11 protein-coding genes and 1 tRNA gene are annotated in these 17766 nt (G+C 48.9%); 7 read left to right on the top strand and 5 right to left on the bottom strand.

The genetic code is table 11. The features are described 5' to 3' along the window. Positions 1–24 precede the first annotated feature (24 nt). The 5 genes from mnmG to IX315_RS01240 are packed head-to-tail and all read right to left on the bottom strand — an operon-like array spanning position 25 to position 7125. Positions 25–1908: a tRNA uridine-5-carboxymethylaminomethyl(34) synthesis enzyme MnmG gene (mnmG, locus tag IX315_RS01260; protein ID WP_018357358.1), complete on the bottom strand. Its 1884-nt coding sequence runs from the start codon at positions 1906–1908 to the stop codon at positions 25–27. Beyond that, positions 1909–4014 (bottom strand): ATP-dependent DNA helicase RecG, encoded by a 2106-nt coding sequence (gene recG / locus IX315_RS01255; protein WP_211639424.1) that lies wholly within the window; start codon positions 4012–4014, stop codon positions 1909–1911. After that, positions 4007–4711 (bottom strand): 2-C-methyl-D-erythritol 4-phosphate cytidylyltransferase, encoded by a 705-nt coding sequence (gene ispD, locus IX315_RS01250; protein WP_018357360.1) that lies wholly within the window; start codon positions 4709–4711, stop codon positions 4007–4009. The genes recG and ispD overlap by 8 nt, the downstream gene beginning before the upstream one ends. Before the next feature lie 9 nt (positions 4712–4720). Continuing rightward, positions 4721–5263: an RNA methyltransferase gene (locus IX315_RS01245; RefSeq protein ID WP_211635521.1), complete on the bottom strand. Its 543-nt coding sequence runs from the start codon at positions 5261–5263 to the stop codon at positions 4721–4723. 5 nt (positions 5264–5268) lie between these two features. Continuing rightward, positions 5269–7125 carry an AMP-dependent synthetase/ligase gene (locus IX315_RS01240; RefSeq protein WP_018357362.1) on the bottom strand — a complete coding sequence of 619 codons (1857 nt, stop codon included), beginning with the start codon at positions 7123–7125 and terminating at the stop codon, positions 5269–5271. Positions 7126–7554: 429 nt separating this feature from the next. On the opposite strand from IX315_RS01240, the gene pyrH reads away from it, so the two are divergent. The 7 genes from pyrH to sov all read left to right on the top strand — a co-directional run bounded on the left by pyrH (position 7555) and on the right by sov (position 17740). Then, positions 7555–8271, top strand: a complete 717-nt coding sequence (gene pyrH, locus IX315_RS01235; protein WP_211637764.1) for a UMP kinase — start codon at positions 7555–7557, stop codon at positions 8269–8271. A 132-nt stretch (positions 8272–8403) separates the two neighbouring features. After that, complete coding sequence (locus IX315_RS01230; RefSeq protein ID WP_018357364.1) at positions 8404–8811, top strand: hypothetical protein; 408 nt, start codon at positions 8404–8406, stop codon at positions 8809–8811. 18 nt (positions 8812–8829) lie between these two features. Beyond that, the gene (locus IX315_RS01225) at positions 8830–9633 is read left to right on the top strand and encodes a metal ABC transporter permease (RefSeq protein ID WP_211640939.1); all 804 of its coding nucleotides are present in this window, start codon (positions 8830–8832) and stop codon (positions 9631–9633) included. After that, positions 9634–10743, top strand: a complete 1110-nt coding sequence (locus IX315_RS01220; RefSeq protein WP_211837095.1) for a hypothetical protein — start codon at positions 9634–9636, stop codon at positions 10741–10743. A gap of 247 nt (positions 10744–10990) precedes the next feature. After that, positions 10991–11061: transfer RNA gene (locus tag IX315_RS01215), tRNA-Cys, on the top strand. Positions 11062–11168: 107 nt separating this feature from the next. Beyond that, a complete protein-coding gene (gene ruvA / locus IX315_RS01210; protein ID WP_018357367.1) occupies positions 11169–11774 on the top strand; it encodes a Holliday junction branch migration protein RuvA in 606 nt (201 codons plus the stop codon). Between the two features lie 11 nt (positions 11775–11785). Continuing rightward, positions 11786–17740: a T9SS outer membrane translocon Sov/SprA gene (gene sov, locus IX315_RS01205; protein ID WP_211837094.1), complete on the top strand. Its 5955-nt coding sequence runs from the start codon at positions 11786–11788 to the stop codon at positions 17738–17740. Positions 17741–17766 lie beyond the last annotated feature (26 nt).

Below are 17766 nucleotides of genomic sequence, written 5' to 3'. Positions count from 1 at the left end.
ATACTAAGTTTCACGTGAAACACTCTATCTGCCTAATAGTACCAATAATATATTGATATCGGCAGGAGATATTCCAGGGATACGAGATGCCTGACCAATAGTCTGCGGATTGATCTTCTCCAACTTCTGTCTCGCCTCAATAGAAAGGCTATGGAGGTCTTCATACTTAAAGCGACCACCAATCTCAATATCCTCAAGTCGCTTCGCCTTCTCCGCTAACTGACGTTCACGCTCAATATACCCTGCATATTTAATCGTAATCTCTGCTGATTCTACCACCTCTTGTACCGCTCCATATTTCGTATAGAATTGCGAAAGTTTTTCACTGAACGATTTAAGCGAATTATAAGAGACCCCTGGACGAAGGATAAGATCACGCAATTTTACAGAGCCAGAGAGTGGATTACTATTACATGCCACCAAAAAGGCATTGAGCTCTTCACTAGGAGCGATAGAGGTTGTTGCGGTCAGTTCCAACAACTCTTTCTTAAGTACAAGTTTGTTTCGTAAAACTTCCATTCGCCCCTGATCGACTAAACCCAAATCATATCCCCTTTCCGTGAGACGCTCGTCCGCATTATCCTGTCTCAAGAGGATGCGATACTCAGCTCGTGAGGTAAACATTCGATAAGGCTCGTCTACACCCTTCGTCACAAGATCATCAATCATCACTCCAATGTAAGCCTCGTCTCTACTAAGCACGAAAGGCTGTTTCACGTGGAGCGACAGGTGAGCATTAATACCAGCGACTAATCCTTGTCCCCCTGCCTCTTCATACCCAGTAGTCCCATTAATCTGACCAGCGAAGTATAGGCCGGATATTAGTTTCGTCTCCATAGTATGGTAAAGCTGAGTAGGATCAAAGAAATCATACTCTATAGCATAACCGGGACGCAGTACATGAGCATTGGCGAGCGCAGGGACGTGTTTTATAGCTTCAAGCTGAACCTCATAGGGCATAGAGCTACTAAAGCCATTAAGGTACACCTCAGTTGTCTCTACACCTTCGGGTTCAATAAACAACTGATGTTGATTACGCTCAGCAAAAGTCTTTATCTTCGTCTCAATACTCGGGCAATACCTAGGACCAATAGAGACAATCTGACCATTATAGAGTGGTGCTTCGTCTAGATGATCATTAAGCACCTTATGCACCTCCGCATTAGTATACGTTATGTAGCAAGATCGTTGCGGTAGCGCTTTATTCGTTACACGTGGAAGATAACTGAAGTGATACCATGTATCGTCTCCCGCTTGCTCCTGACAAAGAGAATAGTCGATAGTAGACGCATCCAGACGCATGGGCGTACCCGTCTTCATACGGTCAGTATGAAAGCCCAGCTCACGCAATTGTTCAGTAAGCCCATGTGCCGCTGGTTCGGCTATTCTACCGCCTTCTATTTGCACCTTTCCAAAGTGCATCAAGCCATTCAGAAAAGTCCCATTAGCGAGAACCACCTTAGGAGCGATAAACTCCACACCTAAGTGAGTATATACACCTCTCACCGACTTTCCATCCTCATCAAGAATAAGCTGCACAACGCTGTCTTGCCAGATCAATAGATTGGGCGTCTGCTCTAGTTCATTACGCCAAAGGCGGGAAAAGAGTTTACGATCCGTCTGAGCTCTCGGGCTCCACATAGCCGCTCCCTTGCTCATATTGAGCATTCTAAACTGTATTGTACTCTCATCCGTAGCAATACCCATAAAACCTCCTAGAGCGTCTATTTCGCGCACAATTTGCCCCTTCGCAATACCGCCTATAGCTGGATTACAACTCATCTGAGCTATACGCTCCATATCCATTGTGATCAGCAACACTTGCGAACCCAGCAACGCCGCAGCACGCGCAGCTTCACAGCCCGCATGTCCTGCACCTACAACTATTATATCGTATTCTTTCTTCATCTAGCTTATCAAGCCCCAATCTTTATCATTAACCAACATCCTCTGTAAGCGCTCATTAAGCAACCTATTCTTAGGATCCTTAAGTTCTGGGTCCTCGCCCAGTATAAACTCCACAAGATTACTACAAAACTGCACATACCTACCATCCTCGGAGAGGTTCGCAATCTTGAGAGAAATACCCTCCCCGCTCTGTTGTGTCCCCTCCAAATCACCAGCACCTCTCATCTTGAGGTCTTCTTCTGCAAGATAGAAGCCATCAGTGCTTTGGCACATAATATTGATACGTCTCAAGGAAGTCTCGCTAATTGAGTGGTCACTCATCAGCACACAATAGCTCTGATGGGCTCCTCGCCCTACCCTACCCCGTAATTGGTGGAGCTGCGACAAACCGAACCTATCGGCACTAGTAATCACCATAACCGTTGCATTAGGGACATCAACACCCACTTCTATCACCGTTGTCGCGACTAGAATATGAGTCTCTCCAGCAGCAAACTTCTGCATCTCTGCCTCTTTTACATCGGGCTTAAGTTTCCCGTGAACCATACCCACATTATGCACAGGAAAGGCGAGACGAAACTCCTCAAACCCTTGCTCCAAACTCACCATATCGCTCTTCTCACTCTCCTCAATCAAAGGATAAACGACATAACACTGACGACCCTCCAAAAGTTGACTATGGATAAACTGAAGTACATCTGTAAGCTGCGAGTCATAGGCGTGGCTTGTAACAATAGGCGAACGTCCAGGCGGCAATTCGTCGATGATCGAGATATCCAAGTCGCCGTATAAAGTCATGGCCAGCGTACGAGGAATAGGTGTTGCACTCATGATAAGCACATGGGGGTTAATCTGCCCCCTACTCTTTTCCCAAAGCACACTCCTCTGATATACCCCGAATCTATGTTGCTCATCTATTACAGCAAGTCCTAGGTTATGGAATTTCACATAGTCTTGAATCAAGATATGTGTCCCCACAAGGATATCTATCTCACCCTTCTTTAGGGCATCAAGTACCGGCTTGCGCTCCTTCGCTTTCATCGAACCCGTAAGTAGCGCTACCCTTATCCCCTTCTGTCCAGCAAGCATCTTAGATAACGATTGGTAGTGCTGGGCAGCTAATATCTCAGTCGGTGCCATCATCGTTACCTGAAAGCCATTATCAATAGCCACCAGCATAGCCAAAAGAGCCACTACCGTCTTGCCGCTACCTACATCCCCCTGCACAAGGCGGTTCATCTGGTGCCCGCTCCCCATATCTGCGCGTATCTCGTTTACTACGCGCTCTTGCGCACCAGTAAGCTGAAACTTCAACCCTTCGGTTCTAAACGCTTCAAATTGCGCTCCAGTTGGTTTGAAGACAAAGCCAGTGCTCTCCTCCTTCCTAGACTTATGGATATAATGCTGGCGTAAAGAAAGGAAAAACAACTCCTCCATCTTAAGCCTCGCTTGAGCCCTTTGTAGCATCCTAGCATCCATTGGGAAGTGAATCATCTCTAAGGCTTCCCCAAGTGGCAGCATCTGATAGTTATAGACTATATACTCAGGGAGTGTATCCTCTATCTTTCCCCTCACTTCCGCCAGAATAACTTTCATAAGTTCACTGATTGCCTTGGACGAAAGCCCCGCTTTCTTCATTCGATCAGAAGTAAAGTACATAGGATATAGACGCCCTACCGAACTCATAGGGCTACCCGCTAGCTCCACCTCAGGATGAGCAATAGAAAACGTACTACCATAGCGTGTAGGCTTTCCAAAGACCACATACGGTGTGTGCAGCTTTAGAGTACGGAGCATATAGGTGGTACTATTAAACCAAACTAACTCCATCACTCCTGTTGCATCCTTGAAGTACGCCTTTAGTCGCTTCTTCGAACCACTTCCCTCCTCTACAAAACCAACTATTTCCCCCTGCAACTGCACATAAGGCATATCCTCTAGCAGTTCACTAATCGTATATATACGAGTACGATCCACGTGACGATAGGGAAACCTATAGAGTAGATCGCCCCATGTTTTTACCTCCAGCTCTTTGGCAAGCACGGCAGCCTTACGCTCCCCTACTCCTTTTAGGAAAGTAATATCACGCTTTAGGATATCATTCATTTAGCTCCCTTTTAGACAAGCACCAAGTAGCCAAAGCCAAATCTTTAGGTGTCGTAATCTTGAAATTTTGCTCCTCTCCTTCTACGATAGAAGGTGCCAATCCCCCATAAAGTTCTACTATACTCGCATCATCAGTACAAGAACTATCAGGCTTTGAGAAATACGCCTTATAACTATCTCTCAATAACTCTCGTTCGAAAAGCTGCGGTGTCTGTATCAAACGAACACTATTCCTTGGAATGCTCCTATACAACCCCTCTTCAGTAAGAATCCTTGTGGAGTCAGTAGGAGGCAATGCCGGCACCACTGCCCCACTCATCTTAGCATCCCAAATACGATTGAGCAAAGCATTCGTTACAAATGGTCGCACACCATCATGCACCATCACAAAAGACCCCGAAGCCACATCAAGACCATTTCGTACACTCTCTGCACGCTCACGCCCTCCGTCTGCATACTTCAGCTCTATCCCTTTCTTCAGGAAACGAGACATCATATCTTGGACATAATCATCATCAGACTTCGGACGAACTAATATAAACTCTGTATCAATAGACTTATCTACGGCCTCAAATAGATGCTCAATTGTCCAAACCAAAATAGGTTTCACGTGGAGCATTAGGTATTGCTTGGGTAGATTACTCTCCATCCTCAGGCCCTTACCTCCTGCTACAATGATTATAGAAAGTTCCTTCATACTATACACCTATTGTATCTCTCTGTATTGACTCAGATACCACATCACAATACCAGCAGCCACACTTACATTCATCGAGTGCTTAGTCCCGTATTGTTCTATCTCAATCACCCCATCCGAGAGGTCTATTACCTCCTGTTGTACACCCTCCACTTCATTACCTAATACAATCGCTATGGGTTGGCTGTTGCCAATATGCTCCTGCACATTGGGGAGAAGCACCGAGTGCTCTGCTTGCTCTAAAGACCATACCATATAGCCCTCTTCCTTGAGCTGGAGAACCGCATCCTTGGTCTCCTTGAAATAGTGCCACTCCACTACCTCCTCAGCACCAAGCGCACTCTTGTGTATCTCCGCATGCGGAGGCACCCCAGAAATACCGCAGAGATAAAGTCTCTCTAATCGTAGGGCATCTGCTGTTCTGAAGACCGAACCCACATTGTGCATGCTACGGATATTATCCAGCACCACCACAATCCTTCTCTTTCGTGCGAGGGCATACTCTTTGGGACTCATACGCCCCATCTCCTCTATCCTAAGCTTTCTTGCCATCAAGCTTACTCTGTGAGGTCAGGAAGTTTATGGTAAGAGTAGAGGTCACGGATGGCATCCTCGTAGTACTTCTCTACCACTAGCCGCTTGGTCTTCAAACTATTGGTAAGCATGCCGTTATCGATAGAGAGTGGCTCTGTAAGGACATAGAACTTCTTCACCTTCTCATACGAAGCCAACGACTCCAATTGTTCATCAATCCTTTGCTGTAGTACTTTATTGACCTCAGGGTGTTTTGCTAAAGCTGACTTATCTTCTGGCAGATTAGCTATGCCCAACTCAGTAAGCCTACTAATCAGCTTCTCCCAATTAGGCAATATCAGAGCACTCACAAAGCTACGCCCATCGGCAATCACCACAGCTTGCTCAATCATACCATCGGAAGTGAGCATATTTTCAATCTGATTAGGCACAATATACTTGCCGTTGGCAGTCTTAAAGAGATCCTTGGCACGCTCCTTAAAGAACACATTCCCCTCAGCATCCATAGAGCCAAGGTCTCCTGTGCGGAACCAACCGTCCTCAGTAAAGGCAGCAGCATTCGCCTCCGGATTGAGGTAGTACCCCTTCATCACCGTATCCCCCTTCACAAGGATCTCTCCTCCTGCAGCTTCATCTATACGTATGGAGACCCCTCCAAGAGCGCGACCAATAGACCCGAACTCAAATCCATCCTGACGACAGTAGCAAACCGTAGCCGTAGTCTCTGTAAGACCATAGCCATAAACAATCGGCACTCCAATACTGAGCAAGAAGGCTTGCACCTTATCCGCTAGCGCTGCTCCGGCCACAGGATAAATCAGACCTCTCTCTATACCTACCTTCTTCCTTAGGAGGTTAAGGAACGTTCGCGAGTAGAAGTTATATTGCATCTTGAGTGCCGTTGGCGGCTTCTTCCCCTTTGCTCTATACTCAAAGTGGTATTTCCTACTCACTCTGATACACTCATCGGTCATCTTTCTCAGCACAAGGGGAAAACTCTGTATCTTTTCATACACACCCACGTACACCTTCTCCCAAAAACGAGGGACATTACACATATAGTGCGGGTGTACCTCCGTAAGTGCCTTGAGGATTTCCTTAGGGTTACGGTTTACCGCAATACGCACGCCCATGGTGAGACAAACATAGCACCACATCTTCTCAAAGATATGCGTCAGCGGCAGGAAGTTCATACTCACCTTGCCAGGCTTCAGTAGTCGAAGCTCCTCTGCATGTCGCTCAATAGCCGCCTGCACGCTCCTAAAGGTCAATTCCACTCCCTTTGGTGTCCCACTCGTCCCACTCGTGTAGAGAATGAGTGCTGTTTTGTCTAAGCTCCACCTACTCCTCCTCAGAGAAAGCTCTACATCATGTTCGCCCTCGCTACCGAGTCTCAAAAAGTCCTCCAGATAGATAGAATCAATATCTTCACCATCACGGTCAATCGTACGGTCAAATAGCACCAACTTAAGCGGTCTTACCATCTCTTTCATAGCGGCACGAGCAACGACATACTGAGCTTGCTCCCCTACAAAGAGAAGCTTCATACCACTGTGCTCTACCATGTATTGCACCTGGGATGGCGAACTAGACGCATAGAAAGGAATAGCAATAGCGCCCGCTCTAAAGATACCCAGGTCAGCAGCGAGGAACTTATCGCTATTCTCAGAGAATACTCCGATCCTATCTCCCTCCTGCACTTCAGCCTCAACCAAAGCTTTAGCTAGATCGTGCGCCATAGCACCGAAGGTGCTCCAGTTAATCTCATCCCATACCCCCGACAATTGATTGCGCACCATCAGGCAACACTCTTTGGGGTAATTCTCAGCATATCGCTGAGGTACATCAATGATTGGAATCACCACCCTTTGTCTACTCATAACGCTCTCCTTTCTATGCTTAGTAAATCATTCTAACACAAACAAAGATACACAAAAATAGCCAGTGCTAGTTCAAAAATACAATGCAGACTCACCCAACTCTCCCCCGAAGATATTCGCAACGTATACTAATGGTGACGGAAAGGACTAAAGTGCACTAAATCTTCTTTTACTCTATATACCCTACCCCAAACGCTCTCAGGCGAGCGTCTGTTACGGCTCGCGGAAGTAAGGAAATTTATTCCTAGGAATAAATAAATTTATTTGTACAGATAAATATTTTTATTCCTAGAGAAAAATAAATTTATTCCTAGAAATAAATTTGACCACTCTAGGGGAGACGTTTTACTCCCTCTGTATCAAAGGATTTATTCGTTACCTTTGTAGAATAGAATTTGGATGTAATAACTTCAGATAACGAGCATAAAAATGAAGAGGTATAATCGTGTGCTACTCAAGCTGAGTGGCGAATCGCTCCAAGGTGGTCAGGGCTACGGCATAGATCCCAAACGCCTAGATGACTACGCTACAGAGATAATGGAGGTTGTGAAGAGTGGCGTGCAGGTGGCTATCGTAATCGGTGGGGGCAATATCTTCCGCGGATTGAGCGGCGCTGCCAAGGGGTTCGATAGGGTCAAGGGCGACCAAATGGGGATGCTGGCTACAGTCATCAATAGCCTAGCGCTCAGTTCTGCACTCGAAGCAAAGGGGCAGAAGAGCCAAGTATTTACCGCTACGCCAATGATGCCGATTGGTAAGCACTACAATAAGTGGGACGCACTTGAGGCGCTCCAAGAGGGCAAAGTGGCTATCTGCGCAGGAGGTACAGGCAATCCATACTTCACCACTGATACAGGGTCTTCGCTCAGAGCGATAGAATTGGAGTGCGATGCCATGCTCAAGGGGACTCGTGTAGATGGTATCTACACTGCCGACCCAGAGAAAGACCCAACCGCCACGAAGTTCGACGAAATCACCTATCAGGAGATTCTCCGCCGCAACCTCAAGGTGATGGATATCACGGCTACCGCCATGTGCATGGAAAATAACCAGCCTATAGTGGTCTTCGACATGGATACCCCAGGCAATCTCACCAAGCTCCTTATTGAAGGCAAAGAGATCGGAACTAGAGTAGTGCTAGAATAAGCAATACATCAATAATAAAGCATAGGCTACTTGGGGGCGCAACCTAAGTAGCCTATATTCATTTCAGTTCCTCTCTTTGTGCAACGCCCTCAAATTTGTATCTTTGTAATTGGACTATAGATAGTTTATAACATGGATTGGATAAGTATTCTAGTGATAGCAGTGCTCGCTGTGGTAGTGATCTACGGGGCGAAACGCCTGCGCAAGATAAGGGAAGACAATGGCGGAGAGGTACCAGAGATAAAGGAGTGCGCCCCAGGGCACAGCTGTAGCGGATGTTGTGGTGGCACCAGTTGCTTCAATGCTAAGGACAAGGAGCGCCCCCTATTGGTCTACTTTGAGGATCAGGAATTGGACCGTTTTCGCAGAAGAAGCGGAGAGGACTATACCGAGACGGAACTAGCAGAGTGGAGCGAGGTACTGCATACGTTGAGTCCCAATGAGCTAGCACCTTGGAAGCAGAGCATCACCCTAAGACGACTGCCAATGCCCAAGGAGATCAGAGACGAACTAGAGCAGCAGCTTGCTGCACAAGCATAAGCATAAGCCCAATAGGATATGTCACTCTTTAGCTACGACTTCTTTACCCAGTCGGCAATAGCTGTGCTACTCACAGGGCTCATCACAGGGATTATAGGTAGCTTCATTGTAGTTCGCCGAATGGTATTTGTATCAGGAGGCATTACCCACAGCTCCTTTGCAGGGCTAGGGTTAGGCTTCTTTATGGGGCACAATCCCCTTTTCTATGCCATTGGTGCCGCTGTCCTTAGTGCATTAGGAGTAGAGTGGTTAAGCCAAAAAGGGAAGGTACGAGAGGACTCCGCTATCGCAGCCATTTGGTCACTAGGCATGGCGCTTGGCATTCTTTTCGTATTCCTTACCCCAGGTTATACCCCTAGTCTTACAGGATTCCTCTTTGGCAATATCCTTTTGGTAACGCCTATGGAGCTTTGGGGGCTTGTCGGTTACTCATTGCTGACGATCCTACTAGTAGCACGGTACTACCGTCCCCTACTCTATATCTCGTTCGACCCAGAGTTTATGCAAGTAAGAGGGCTCAGGCGAAGCCTATACCAGTATGCTATGATTATCTGGATAAGTATCGGTATTGTGCTTAGTATTAGAGTAATGGGGGTAATGATGCTCATGAGTATGCTCACGCTCCCGCAGATGACGATGAGCCAATTTACCTCCAGTCTCAAGCATCTGATTATTGGGAGCTCGCTCCTCAGTATATTCACAGTGCTAACCGCCCTCTTCGGGAGCTATTACTTCAACCTCCCCACTGGCGTGCTCTCAGTACTGCTCCTCTCGGTAGTATTTCTCGTGACAAAAGGGGGTGTCGCTTTGAAAAGCAAATAAATGTACCGCCTGCTCCCGTTCCTGGCTATTATCCTGCTGCTCCCAGGTTGTCAGTTGTTACAACAAGCTAAAGGCATTAATCAGCGACACTATGCCGCTGGGGAACTGCAGCGAATCACTCAAGAATTACAGGCACAGGAACCGAGCTTCGAAGTCCCCTCTACTTTATACCTTACAGATGATTATGGCAAGTACACTGAGGAGCTAGAGAAGCTACTCAACATCACCACTACCTCGCAACCAATGGGGGCCAAGATAGCGCTACTTATGGGCAATGGGGAAGCATTATTGCATAAAACATCTGACACCATACTCCTTGCTAATGCTCATCTATTGATGGGAAATATAGTGGAGGCGGATCGGCTTATGGGGTTATCTGCGACTAGAGATCTAGCCACCGAGGCGATCATCCATATACGACAAGAAAGGATGGATGAGGGCATCGCTCTATTGGAGCAATTGATAAGGCAGAGTGCCCATGCGGATGTGCAGCTCCGAGCAGCAAGACTCATGAGCTTACTGGGCAAGGGTGGCTGGGATTACTTGATGAAGCATAGCCCTTCGGAATGGGAACGATTTATGGCAGCAACACGTTTGGGCAACCGCACGGCTAGTACCCCTAGGGAAGTCGCCTATGTAAGCTACGTTTCAGCGATGGAGCAACCAGATAGTCTGCGAACGAAAAAGGCTACACAGCTGCTCCTTGCTCAACCCACAGCCCCATGGCGACAGTATGCACTACTACAGCTTATCCCTCATATTATAGCGGAGAAGCTGTGGGTAGAACTCTATAGGGTAGCAAAAGAGCTACCGGAAATGGCGAAAAGCTACCCTATCTACTACCAAGTCTTAGAGTTTGAAAAGGAGGTTGAGCTCTTAGCGCGCTACGAAGCACCCGAGACACCAACCCAAAACACAATGCCTATAGCACCGAGAGAAGGGAGCTTCCGTGCGGTATGGGGCAATGTCACCAATGTAGACAATTGGGTGATGGAGCGCTCCGACCGTCTCTCTACCCCTACCCTCACAGTACGTCCTACAGCAGAGCAGTATCGGCACATCTACCAACCCATCTCCCGTACCCTCCAATCCTTCCCCCCTTCCCCCTAACACCCACACTAATCCCAAATAAGGGGTTACATACATTCTACTATATTCACGAATATATTACTATTTCTTCTCTTACTACCCAAAATCTTAATCCTACCTACTATGTACTACTCGCAAAACTTCAGTCTTCGCACGCGGTTATCTTGTTGTATACAATAGGGATAATGCGAATACTGCGCATTTCTGACAACTATATTTGGAGGAAGTATAAAAAATATGTATCTTTGCACACGTAAGCAATAGCCATGGTTCGTTGGCCGAGTGGTTAGGCAACGGTCTGCAAAACCGTGTACGGCGGTTCGATTCCGCCACGAACCTCTAGTTTTTCATAATATTTTAAGGTTTATTGTCGTTACCCCGAGTCGTGAGACTTGGGGTAATTTTTTGTACCTTTGGGTATTGTAACGACTTAGATAGAGTATATTATGATAGAATATATCCGTGGACGTGTAGTAGAGCGCACTCCTACTTCGGCAGTACTAGAGGTAGGGGGCATTGGCTATCTACTGGCTATCTCTCTTAACACCTACAACCAAATAAAGGTGGATGAGGAAGTGAAACTACTTGTACACGAAGTGCTTCGAGAGGATACACACGATCTATTCGGCTTCGCTGAGGAGCCCGAGCGCCGACTATTCCGACTGCTCATCACGGTAAATGGTATCGGTCCCGCAATGGGGAGACTGGCGCTCTCTAGTTTTACACCCTCGGAGCTCACCCGACTGATAAGGGAAGGCAATGAAGCTGGACTGAAAGGTATCAAGGGCGTAGGTGCGCGTACGGCTCAGAGAATCATTGTAGAGCTAAGGGATAAGATAGAAGAGGCAATGGGGGAATATGCCGTAGGTGGCTCTTCTGTAGAAGCTAGTACTTCGCCTGAGCATAAGTCTACTTATGAAGAGGCGGAGAAAGCCTTTGTTGCTCTAGGTTATCCCGCCACAGCAGCTAAGAAGGTAGTGGCAAAGCTAGCTAAGGCTGACCCAGACATGAGTATCAATGATATGATTAGAAAGGGGCTCCAACTACTGTAGCGTGATATGTGATGCGCTGGAGATACGTAGTACTATTGCTCTTGCTCTCCTCGCTATCGGGGAGCGCTGCAGTATGGCAACCCGATTCGGTCGCCTACAATGCGCAAGGAGGGTACTACCTACTCTATGGCAGGGACAGTGTTGGGGCTTGGCAATTGAGACAATTACTGCGCCCTTCGGAATACTACCAACTCCGAGCTGAGCAGCTGACCGCCAGCCGCTTCTACCAACTAGGAAAGCCAACTAAGGCGGTACCCCTCAAGCCGAGACCTCAACTCGGACTCAAAGCCAACGGCTACCTCACCCTCAACGTCAATAACACAACCATAGAAGAGGATAATCCCTTACTGCCCCTTGGGCTACGGCGGAGGAGCCATATTGAAATACGCCCGGAGATGAATATACATCTCCAAGGCAGCTATGGAGATCGCCTGAAGCTCGATATGAGCTACGACACCTCTACAGCACTAACCAATAGACGAAGTAGGGTGCGGCTAAGGTATGAGGGCGAGCAGTTCGACTTTATCCAAAAGCTAGAAGCGGGAAATATCCGAATGGATAGCCGTAATCCTTTGATTGATACAGGGCAGGAGCTATTTGGACTAAGGGGAGATTTCTTATTAGGAGCGGTATCGCTGCAAGTGGTCGCTAGTCGTCAGCACTCCGAAGAGCGCAAGATAGTTGTCCAAGGAGGACGACAGCTGCGACAGACAGAGCTAAGAGGAAGCGAATACGATGTAGCTCAGCACTTCTTCCTTTCTGAGTTTTTTGCCAATAGATATAGCGAGGCACTAAAGGATATCCCCCTCGTCTCTAGCGACGTATTTGTAGAGCGCGTAGAGGTATGGATAACAACGCCCCGACAAGTTCAGGCAATGCCCAATGTAGAGCCCGTAAAGGCCTTTATGGGCGCATCATTGACTTCCGACCCGCCAAAGAGCGATATGCTCGTAGGGGAAGGGATAACACTATCTGCGGCACAGAGATTGCCCGCTTCGGCCTATACATTGCATCCAACCCTAGGTTTCATATCGCTCCATGCGCCTCTAGGAGAAGGGCAGGTATTGGCAGTAGCCTATAGTTATCGCTACAGGGGTGCAAGGTATCAGGTGGGGGATATCACGGCAGCTGAAGGAGACAGAAAGGTCGCGCTCCTCTCCGAACAAGACCGCTCTCCTCAGTCTAAGCTTTGGCCCCTGATGATGAAGAACGGTTACTCTCTATCGGGTGTAAGGCAAGACGTTAGGCCCGAGGATTTAAGGATAGAGCTAGTCTACAAAGACCCACGAAGTGGTATAGAACGACCAATCATAGACAGAGGGAGCGATGCTGGGCGCAGTTGGTTAGAGCTATTTGGCTGGGATAAAACCGATACATCAGGGAGGAGTGGTAGCCCTGATGGACTTTTTGACTTGGTAGATGGGGTCACCTACCAAAGGAGTACCGGTACGCTATTTCTCCCCTTTCGTGAGCCAATGGTAGAGGTCCCCAAGGGGGACTATCCTATCTTCGAGAGTCTTTACCGCAAGAGTCGGAGGGAAGCAGCAGAGGAGAGGGACAAAGACCTTTTCAGGATAAGAGCGGAGGTCAGTGGTGTCGCTACTCAGATTATCCAACTAGGGCATAATGGAGTGCAACCAGGTAGTGTGCGGGTGCAGGCTGGCACGAGACAGCTCACTGAAGGCGTAGACTATCGAATAGATTATACTGGCGGCACACTCTCCCTTACCACCAATAGCACGGAACGCATAGAGATTACTATCCAAGAGCGCGAACGGGTTAGGAGGAAGGAAAAGTCGCTTGTGGGGGCGGAGATCAACTGGTCGCCAATAAATGGACTCAACGTAGGCGGCACGCTCCTCAGCTACAGGGAGGATAGCCGCAGGCAAAGAATCCGATGGGGGGAAGAGGCTCTACGCAATCGTATGTGGGGTATTCATGCAAGCTACATAGGGGAGAGCAAAAGGGCAACAGCTTGGCTCAATCAATGGAGTGGGCTAGAGCTGCGTGAACCCATGCGGCTATCGGCTCAGGCATCTTATGCCGAGCTAAGTAGCAATTATAATACCCCGAAAGGCGGGAGTGATAAAATCGTTGTCGAGGATTTCGAGCAAGGTAATAGGTTTATAGACCTTACCTACCCTCTAGCTTGGCAATTGGGCAACCTTCCTAAGCCAGAGATGAGAGCACAGATGGCGTGGTTCGCTGTGGAGCCAACCCTTGTGCGTGACGGAGCAGAGCGCCAGCCTCAGCACCTAAGACAGGATGAAGCGCAGAGAAAACACCCTCTCGTGAGAGAGGTGAAGCAAGAGGAGTTCTTCCCAAAAAGGGATGCATCGCCAATGATCATGCAAAGCGTGCCGATGCTGAACCTCTCTTTCTATCCTCAGGAGCGAGGACCATACAATCCTGAGGCCGTACAGTTACCGTCGCAGATGTGGGGCAGCATGAGCTTCCCTCTACCTACTACCGACCTGCAGAGCCAGAGGTATAGCTACATAGAAGTATGGCTACTAGATCCGTTTACCCTTGATCCTGACGCCCCAGAAGGCATGCTGTACCTCGACCTCGGTAGATTTGCCGATCGCATTCTGCCTGATAAAGGGATTTACTATGAGGGCGCAGAGGATAAGATAGACACCCAATGGGGAAGGCGAGCCGCTACGCTGCCACAGATGTACGGCTTCGATAGCACTGGCAAATTACCTATAGAAAGACAAGATATAGGGCTAGATGGTCTTTCCTCTGTGGAGGAGCGACAGCACCCTCGTTACTCCGCTTTCGCCAATCAGCCTGACCCAGCTCGCGACGATTACCATTTCTATCTCGGAGAGGATTGGGATATCCAGCAGGAACCTATACTCGGACGCTACAAGTACATCAATGGGCTAGAGGGCAACTCGCTCCCCCGGGTTGTACAAGGTGCCCAAAGCGCACGCACCTTTCTCCCTGATACAGAGGATCTGAATAGAGATCTAATAGAGGAAGAAGAGCAAGGCTACCTCCGCTATCTACTACCTCTAACCCGCTCTGGGCTAGAGTCCAAAATGATTATAGGCGAGAAACGACTTAGCGAAAGGGAAAGGTGGATTAAACTGAGAATCCCTCTCGCCGAGCCTACAGAGGTAATCGGCAGCGGGGTTTCGCTACAAGACGTAAGGGCACTGAGGCTATCGCTAAAAGGCTTCAGCCGTGAAGCCCAGCTCCGACTCGCTCAGTTCAGACTTGTCTCTACCGCTTGGGCAGAGTACCAAAGTAGCATCGAGCCCAGTGATCATCGCACTGCAACTGTTTCAGTAGGGCAACTATCACTAGAGGAAGATGGAGACCGACAACCCATGCCCTACCTCTCTCCTCCGCAGGTAATCCGCGAACGCTTCGACATGAAATGGGCTATGCAGGCGGAGGATGAGCAAGCGCTTTCCATGGAGGTTACCCACCTAGAACCGGGGCAACCCATAGCGCTCTACAAAGAGCTCGCGCTCGACCTCCGCCACTACCGACAGCTAGAGCTATGGAGCCACCTAGAGTCCTTGCAAGGGGTCGCTCCAGGAGAACTAGAACTATTCGTTAGGCTTGGGCAAGACTTCACACACAACTTCTATGAATATCGGCTACCACTTGAGCCCTCTCCGCTTATCGACTATGGCAGTATGGACGAAGAGCAGGTGCGGGGAGAGCTCTGGCGCAATGCCAATAGGGTAGACCTACAGCTCGAACTATTGCCACAACTCAAGCAAGAAAGGGATAGAACAGGTGCCGATACTAATCAACCATTCACCCTACCCTACAGTGCACGCCCCGATGCGACACTAGCTATCCAAGGGTTCCCTACCCTCGGAGAGATCTCCTCAGTACTCATAGGTATTCGGAATAAAGGTCAGCGCACCGTAGAGGCTACGGTATGGGTCAACGAACTCTCTGTAAGTGGAGCCAGAGCCATGGGAGGGAAAGCGGCTCAGGGGAGCCTACAAGCCTCTGTGGGAGAGCTAGCGAACCTCTATCTAGATGGTCAATACCGAAGTGCTGGCTTCGGGAGTATCACCAGCGATGCCCGCCATGGGCAGTTGGAAGACCACCGCTCCCTAGCTCTTCAGACCCAACTACAGTTAGGGCTACTCTTCCCCAAGGAGTGGCACCTTCGGGCACCCCTTCGTTACAGCTATAATACACTCCGAACCACACCATACTACGACCCATTCCAAAATGACCTCCTCAATAACGGCCAAGGGGGCTCCTACCAGAAACGACAGTTATTAGAACTGTCGGAGCTTCGGGTACTGCCTACTCAGTCTAAGCATAATGCTTGGAGCTTAGACAATCTACTACTGCGCTATAGAGTGGAGCACCACACAGGGTATGCTCCAGATATCCAAAGCTTGGTTAAGCGAGAAGCGGAGAGCGAACTGAGCTACAGCTATGAGTCGTCCCCTCAGAGTTACATCCGTCTGAATAGTCTTTGGCACCGCATCTATCACTACCAAAAGTACCTATCACACGATACACCTCTCAGCACATTGCAGAGCCGTTGGGACTGGGTACGTGGTCTACAGATACGACAAAGCTACCAAGGGCTTACCCTCTCCCTCCAAAGCACTACACAAGCGCTCATAAGGGAGCCTTTCGAGGAGCAACATCGCCAGACCAAAGCCACCCAATTCCAGTGGCTGACTCACGAGATACTTCGCGACATCTTTGCCCTCGGCGAGACCCAAAGCTACCGCGGGCAGTTAGAGCTCAGCTACCGCCTGCCAGCCTTTGAGCGAGAGTGGCTCAAGCCCCTACAGGGTACTGCCACTTGGCGCAGTAACTATCAGTGGCAGCTTGGAGCCACCTACTCCGATCGAAAACTCGGTAATAGGGCAGAGAATAGTAGCTATCTCGACCTTCTCCTCCGCTATCAGCCCGTAGCGATCCACTTCCGGCGTACAGCTGGCAGCAGTATATCAGGGCTCCTCTCAGGCGCTGGCAAAGCCTTCGGTCTCGCTCTATTCGAGAAGCGTTTAGTGCCTGGCTTGCCCTTCATGCTGGCAATAGATAGCCCCAACGGCACCTTTCAAAAAGCACAAGAGCGAGGTTGGCTCACCCAAGAGGCAGGCAGTACTCAACCCCTCACGACCTTCTGGCGCAACGAGCTAGATATTGTCCTCACCCTCCACCCAGTCAAGGGCATGGAGCTACTCCTATCCTACCAAAACAAACACCAGCGCCATACTTCCCTCACCCCCTACCAGCCAGAGCTTCCACCCATACTCCGGGGCTCTATTCGCTACAGCACTATAGCCTTCCTTAGGAAAGACCCCCTAGCATCTATCGACAAAGGGAAGGTTCCTAGCCTCCTCAATACACTCCCCAACTGGCAAATCACCTATGAAATAGGGCACCTCAGCGACTGGCTCCAGAGCCACCTCTCCAGTCTAAGGCTGAGCCATGCCTATCGCTCTACTCTAGAAGTCCCCACCTACTACATAGAACCCAGCCATGTAGACCTACAAAGCATCGTGATCAACGAAGATCTAAGTCCGCTCATAGGGCTAGAGCTACGCACCAAACAGGGTATTACGCTCGAGGAGCGGTACAACCGCCGTCGCATGCTTACCCTCCTCACAACAGCGCAAAGGATGCTCTACCAAACAGATCAAGAACTCTTTACTCGGCTAAGCTACCGTCTTACCTTCGCTCCTATCTTCCAAAGCAAGATAGCACTCCTACGCTCTAGTGAGCAAAGCCTTCAGCTCCAGCTGCACCACACCTATACCCACACCCTACTCCACCAAAACAATACTGCCCTACAGGGGCTCAAGGGGCACACCCTACAGTTCTCTGCCGAATACGGGCTATCAAGTGCTATCAGCGTAAGAGCCTTTTTCGAAAGGCAACAGCGCACCCCCCTTGTCTCCAATTACACCTTCCCTTACCGCCGAACCACATACGGCGTACTCCTAAGGCTACAATTGCAGCCCTAGGAGTACGCTGTATGGTTATTGCCCCA

Origin of the sequence: Porphyromonas levii (assembly GCF_018206105.1) — a bacterium.
Classification (GTDB): Bacteria; Bacteroidota; Bacteroidia; order Bacteroidales; family Porphyromonadaceae; genus Porphyromonas_A; species Porphyromonas_A levii.
Note: the sequence above shows the minus strand (reverse complement) of the source record. Positions and strands in the feature narration are given on the sequence as shown.

What these genes read in the sequence shown, in the direction of transcription:
- mnmG (WP_018357358.1), bottom strand. Translation starts at nt 1,908, where the DNA reads ATGAAGAAAGAATACGATATAATAGTTGTAGGTGCAGGACATGCGGGC.
- recG (WP_211639424.1), bottom strand. Translation starts at nt 4,014, where the DNA reads ATGAATGATATCCTAAAGCGTGATATTACTTTCCTAAAAGGAGTAGGG.
- ispD (WP_018357360.1), bottom strand. Translation starts at nt 4,711, where the DNA reads ATGAAGGAACTTTCTATAATCATTGTAGCAGGAGGTAAGGGCCTGAGG.
- IX315_RS01245 (WP_211635521.1), bottom strand. Translation starts at nt 5,263, where the DNA reads ATGGCAAGAAAGCTTAGGATAGAGGAGATGGGGCGTATGAGTCCCAAA.
- IX315_RS01240 (WP_018357362.1), bottom strand. Translation starts at nt 7,125, where the DNA reads ATGAGTAGACAAAGGGTGGTGATTCCAATCATTGATGTACCTCAGCGA.
- pyrH (WP_211637764.1), top strand. Translation starts at nt 7,555, where the DNA reads ATGAAGAGGTATAATCGTGTGCTACTCAAGCTGAGTGGCGAATCGCTC.
- IX315_RS01230 (WP_018357364.1), top strand. Translation starts at nt 8,404, where the DNA reads ATGGATTGGATAAGTATTCTAGTGATAGCAGTGCTCGCTGTGGTAGTG.
- IX315_RS01225 (WP_211640939.1), top strand. Translation starts at nt 8,830, where the DNA reads ATGTCACTCTTTAGCTACGACTTCTTTACCCAGTCGGCAATAGCTGTG.
- IX315_RS01220 (WP_211837095.1), top strand. Translation starts at nt 9,634, where the DNA reads ATGTACCGCCTGCTCCCGTTCCTGGCTATTATCCTGCTGCTCCCAGGT.
- ruvA (WP_018357367.1), top strand. Translation starts at nt 11,169, where the DNA reads ATGATAGAATATATCCGTGGACGTGTAGTAGAGCGCACTCCTACTTCG.
- sov (WP_211837094.1), top strand. Translation starts at nt 11,786, where the DNA reads ATGCGCTGGAGATACGTAGTACTATTGCTCTTGCTCTCCTCGCTATCG.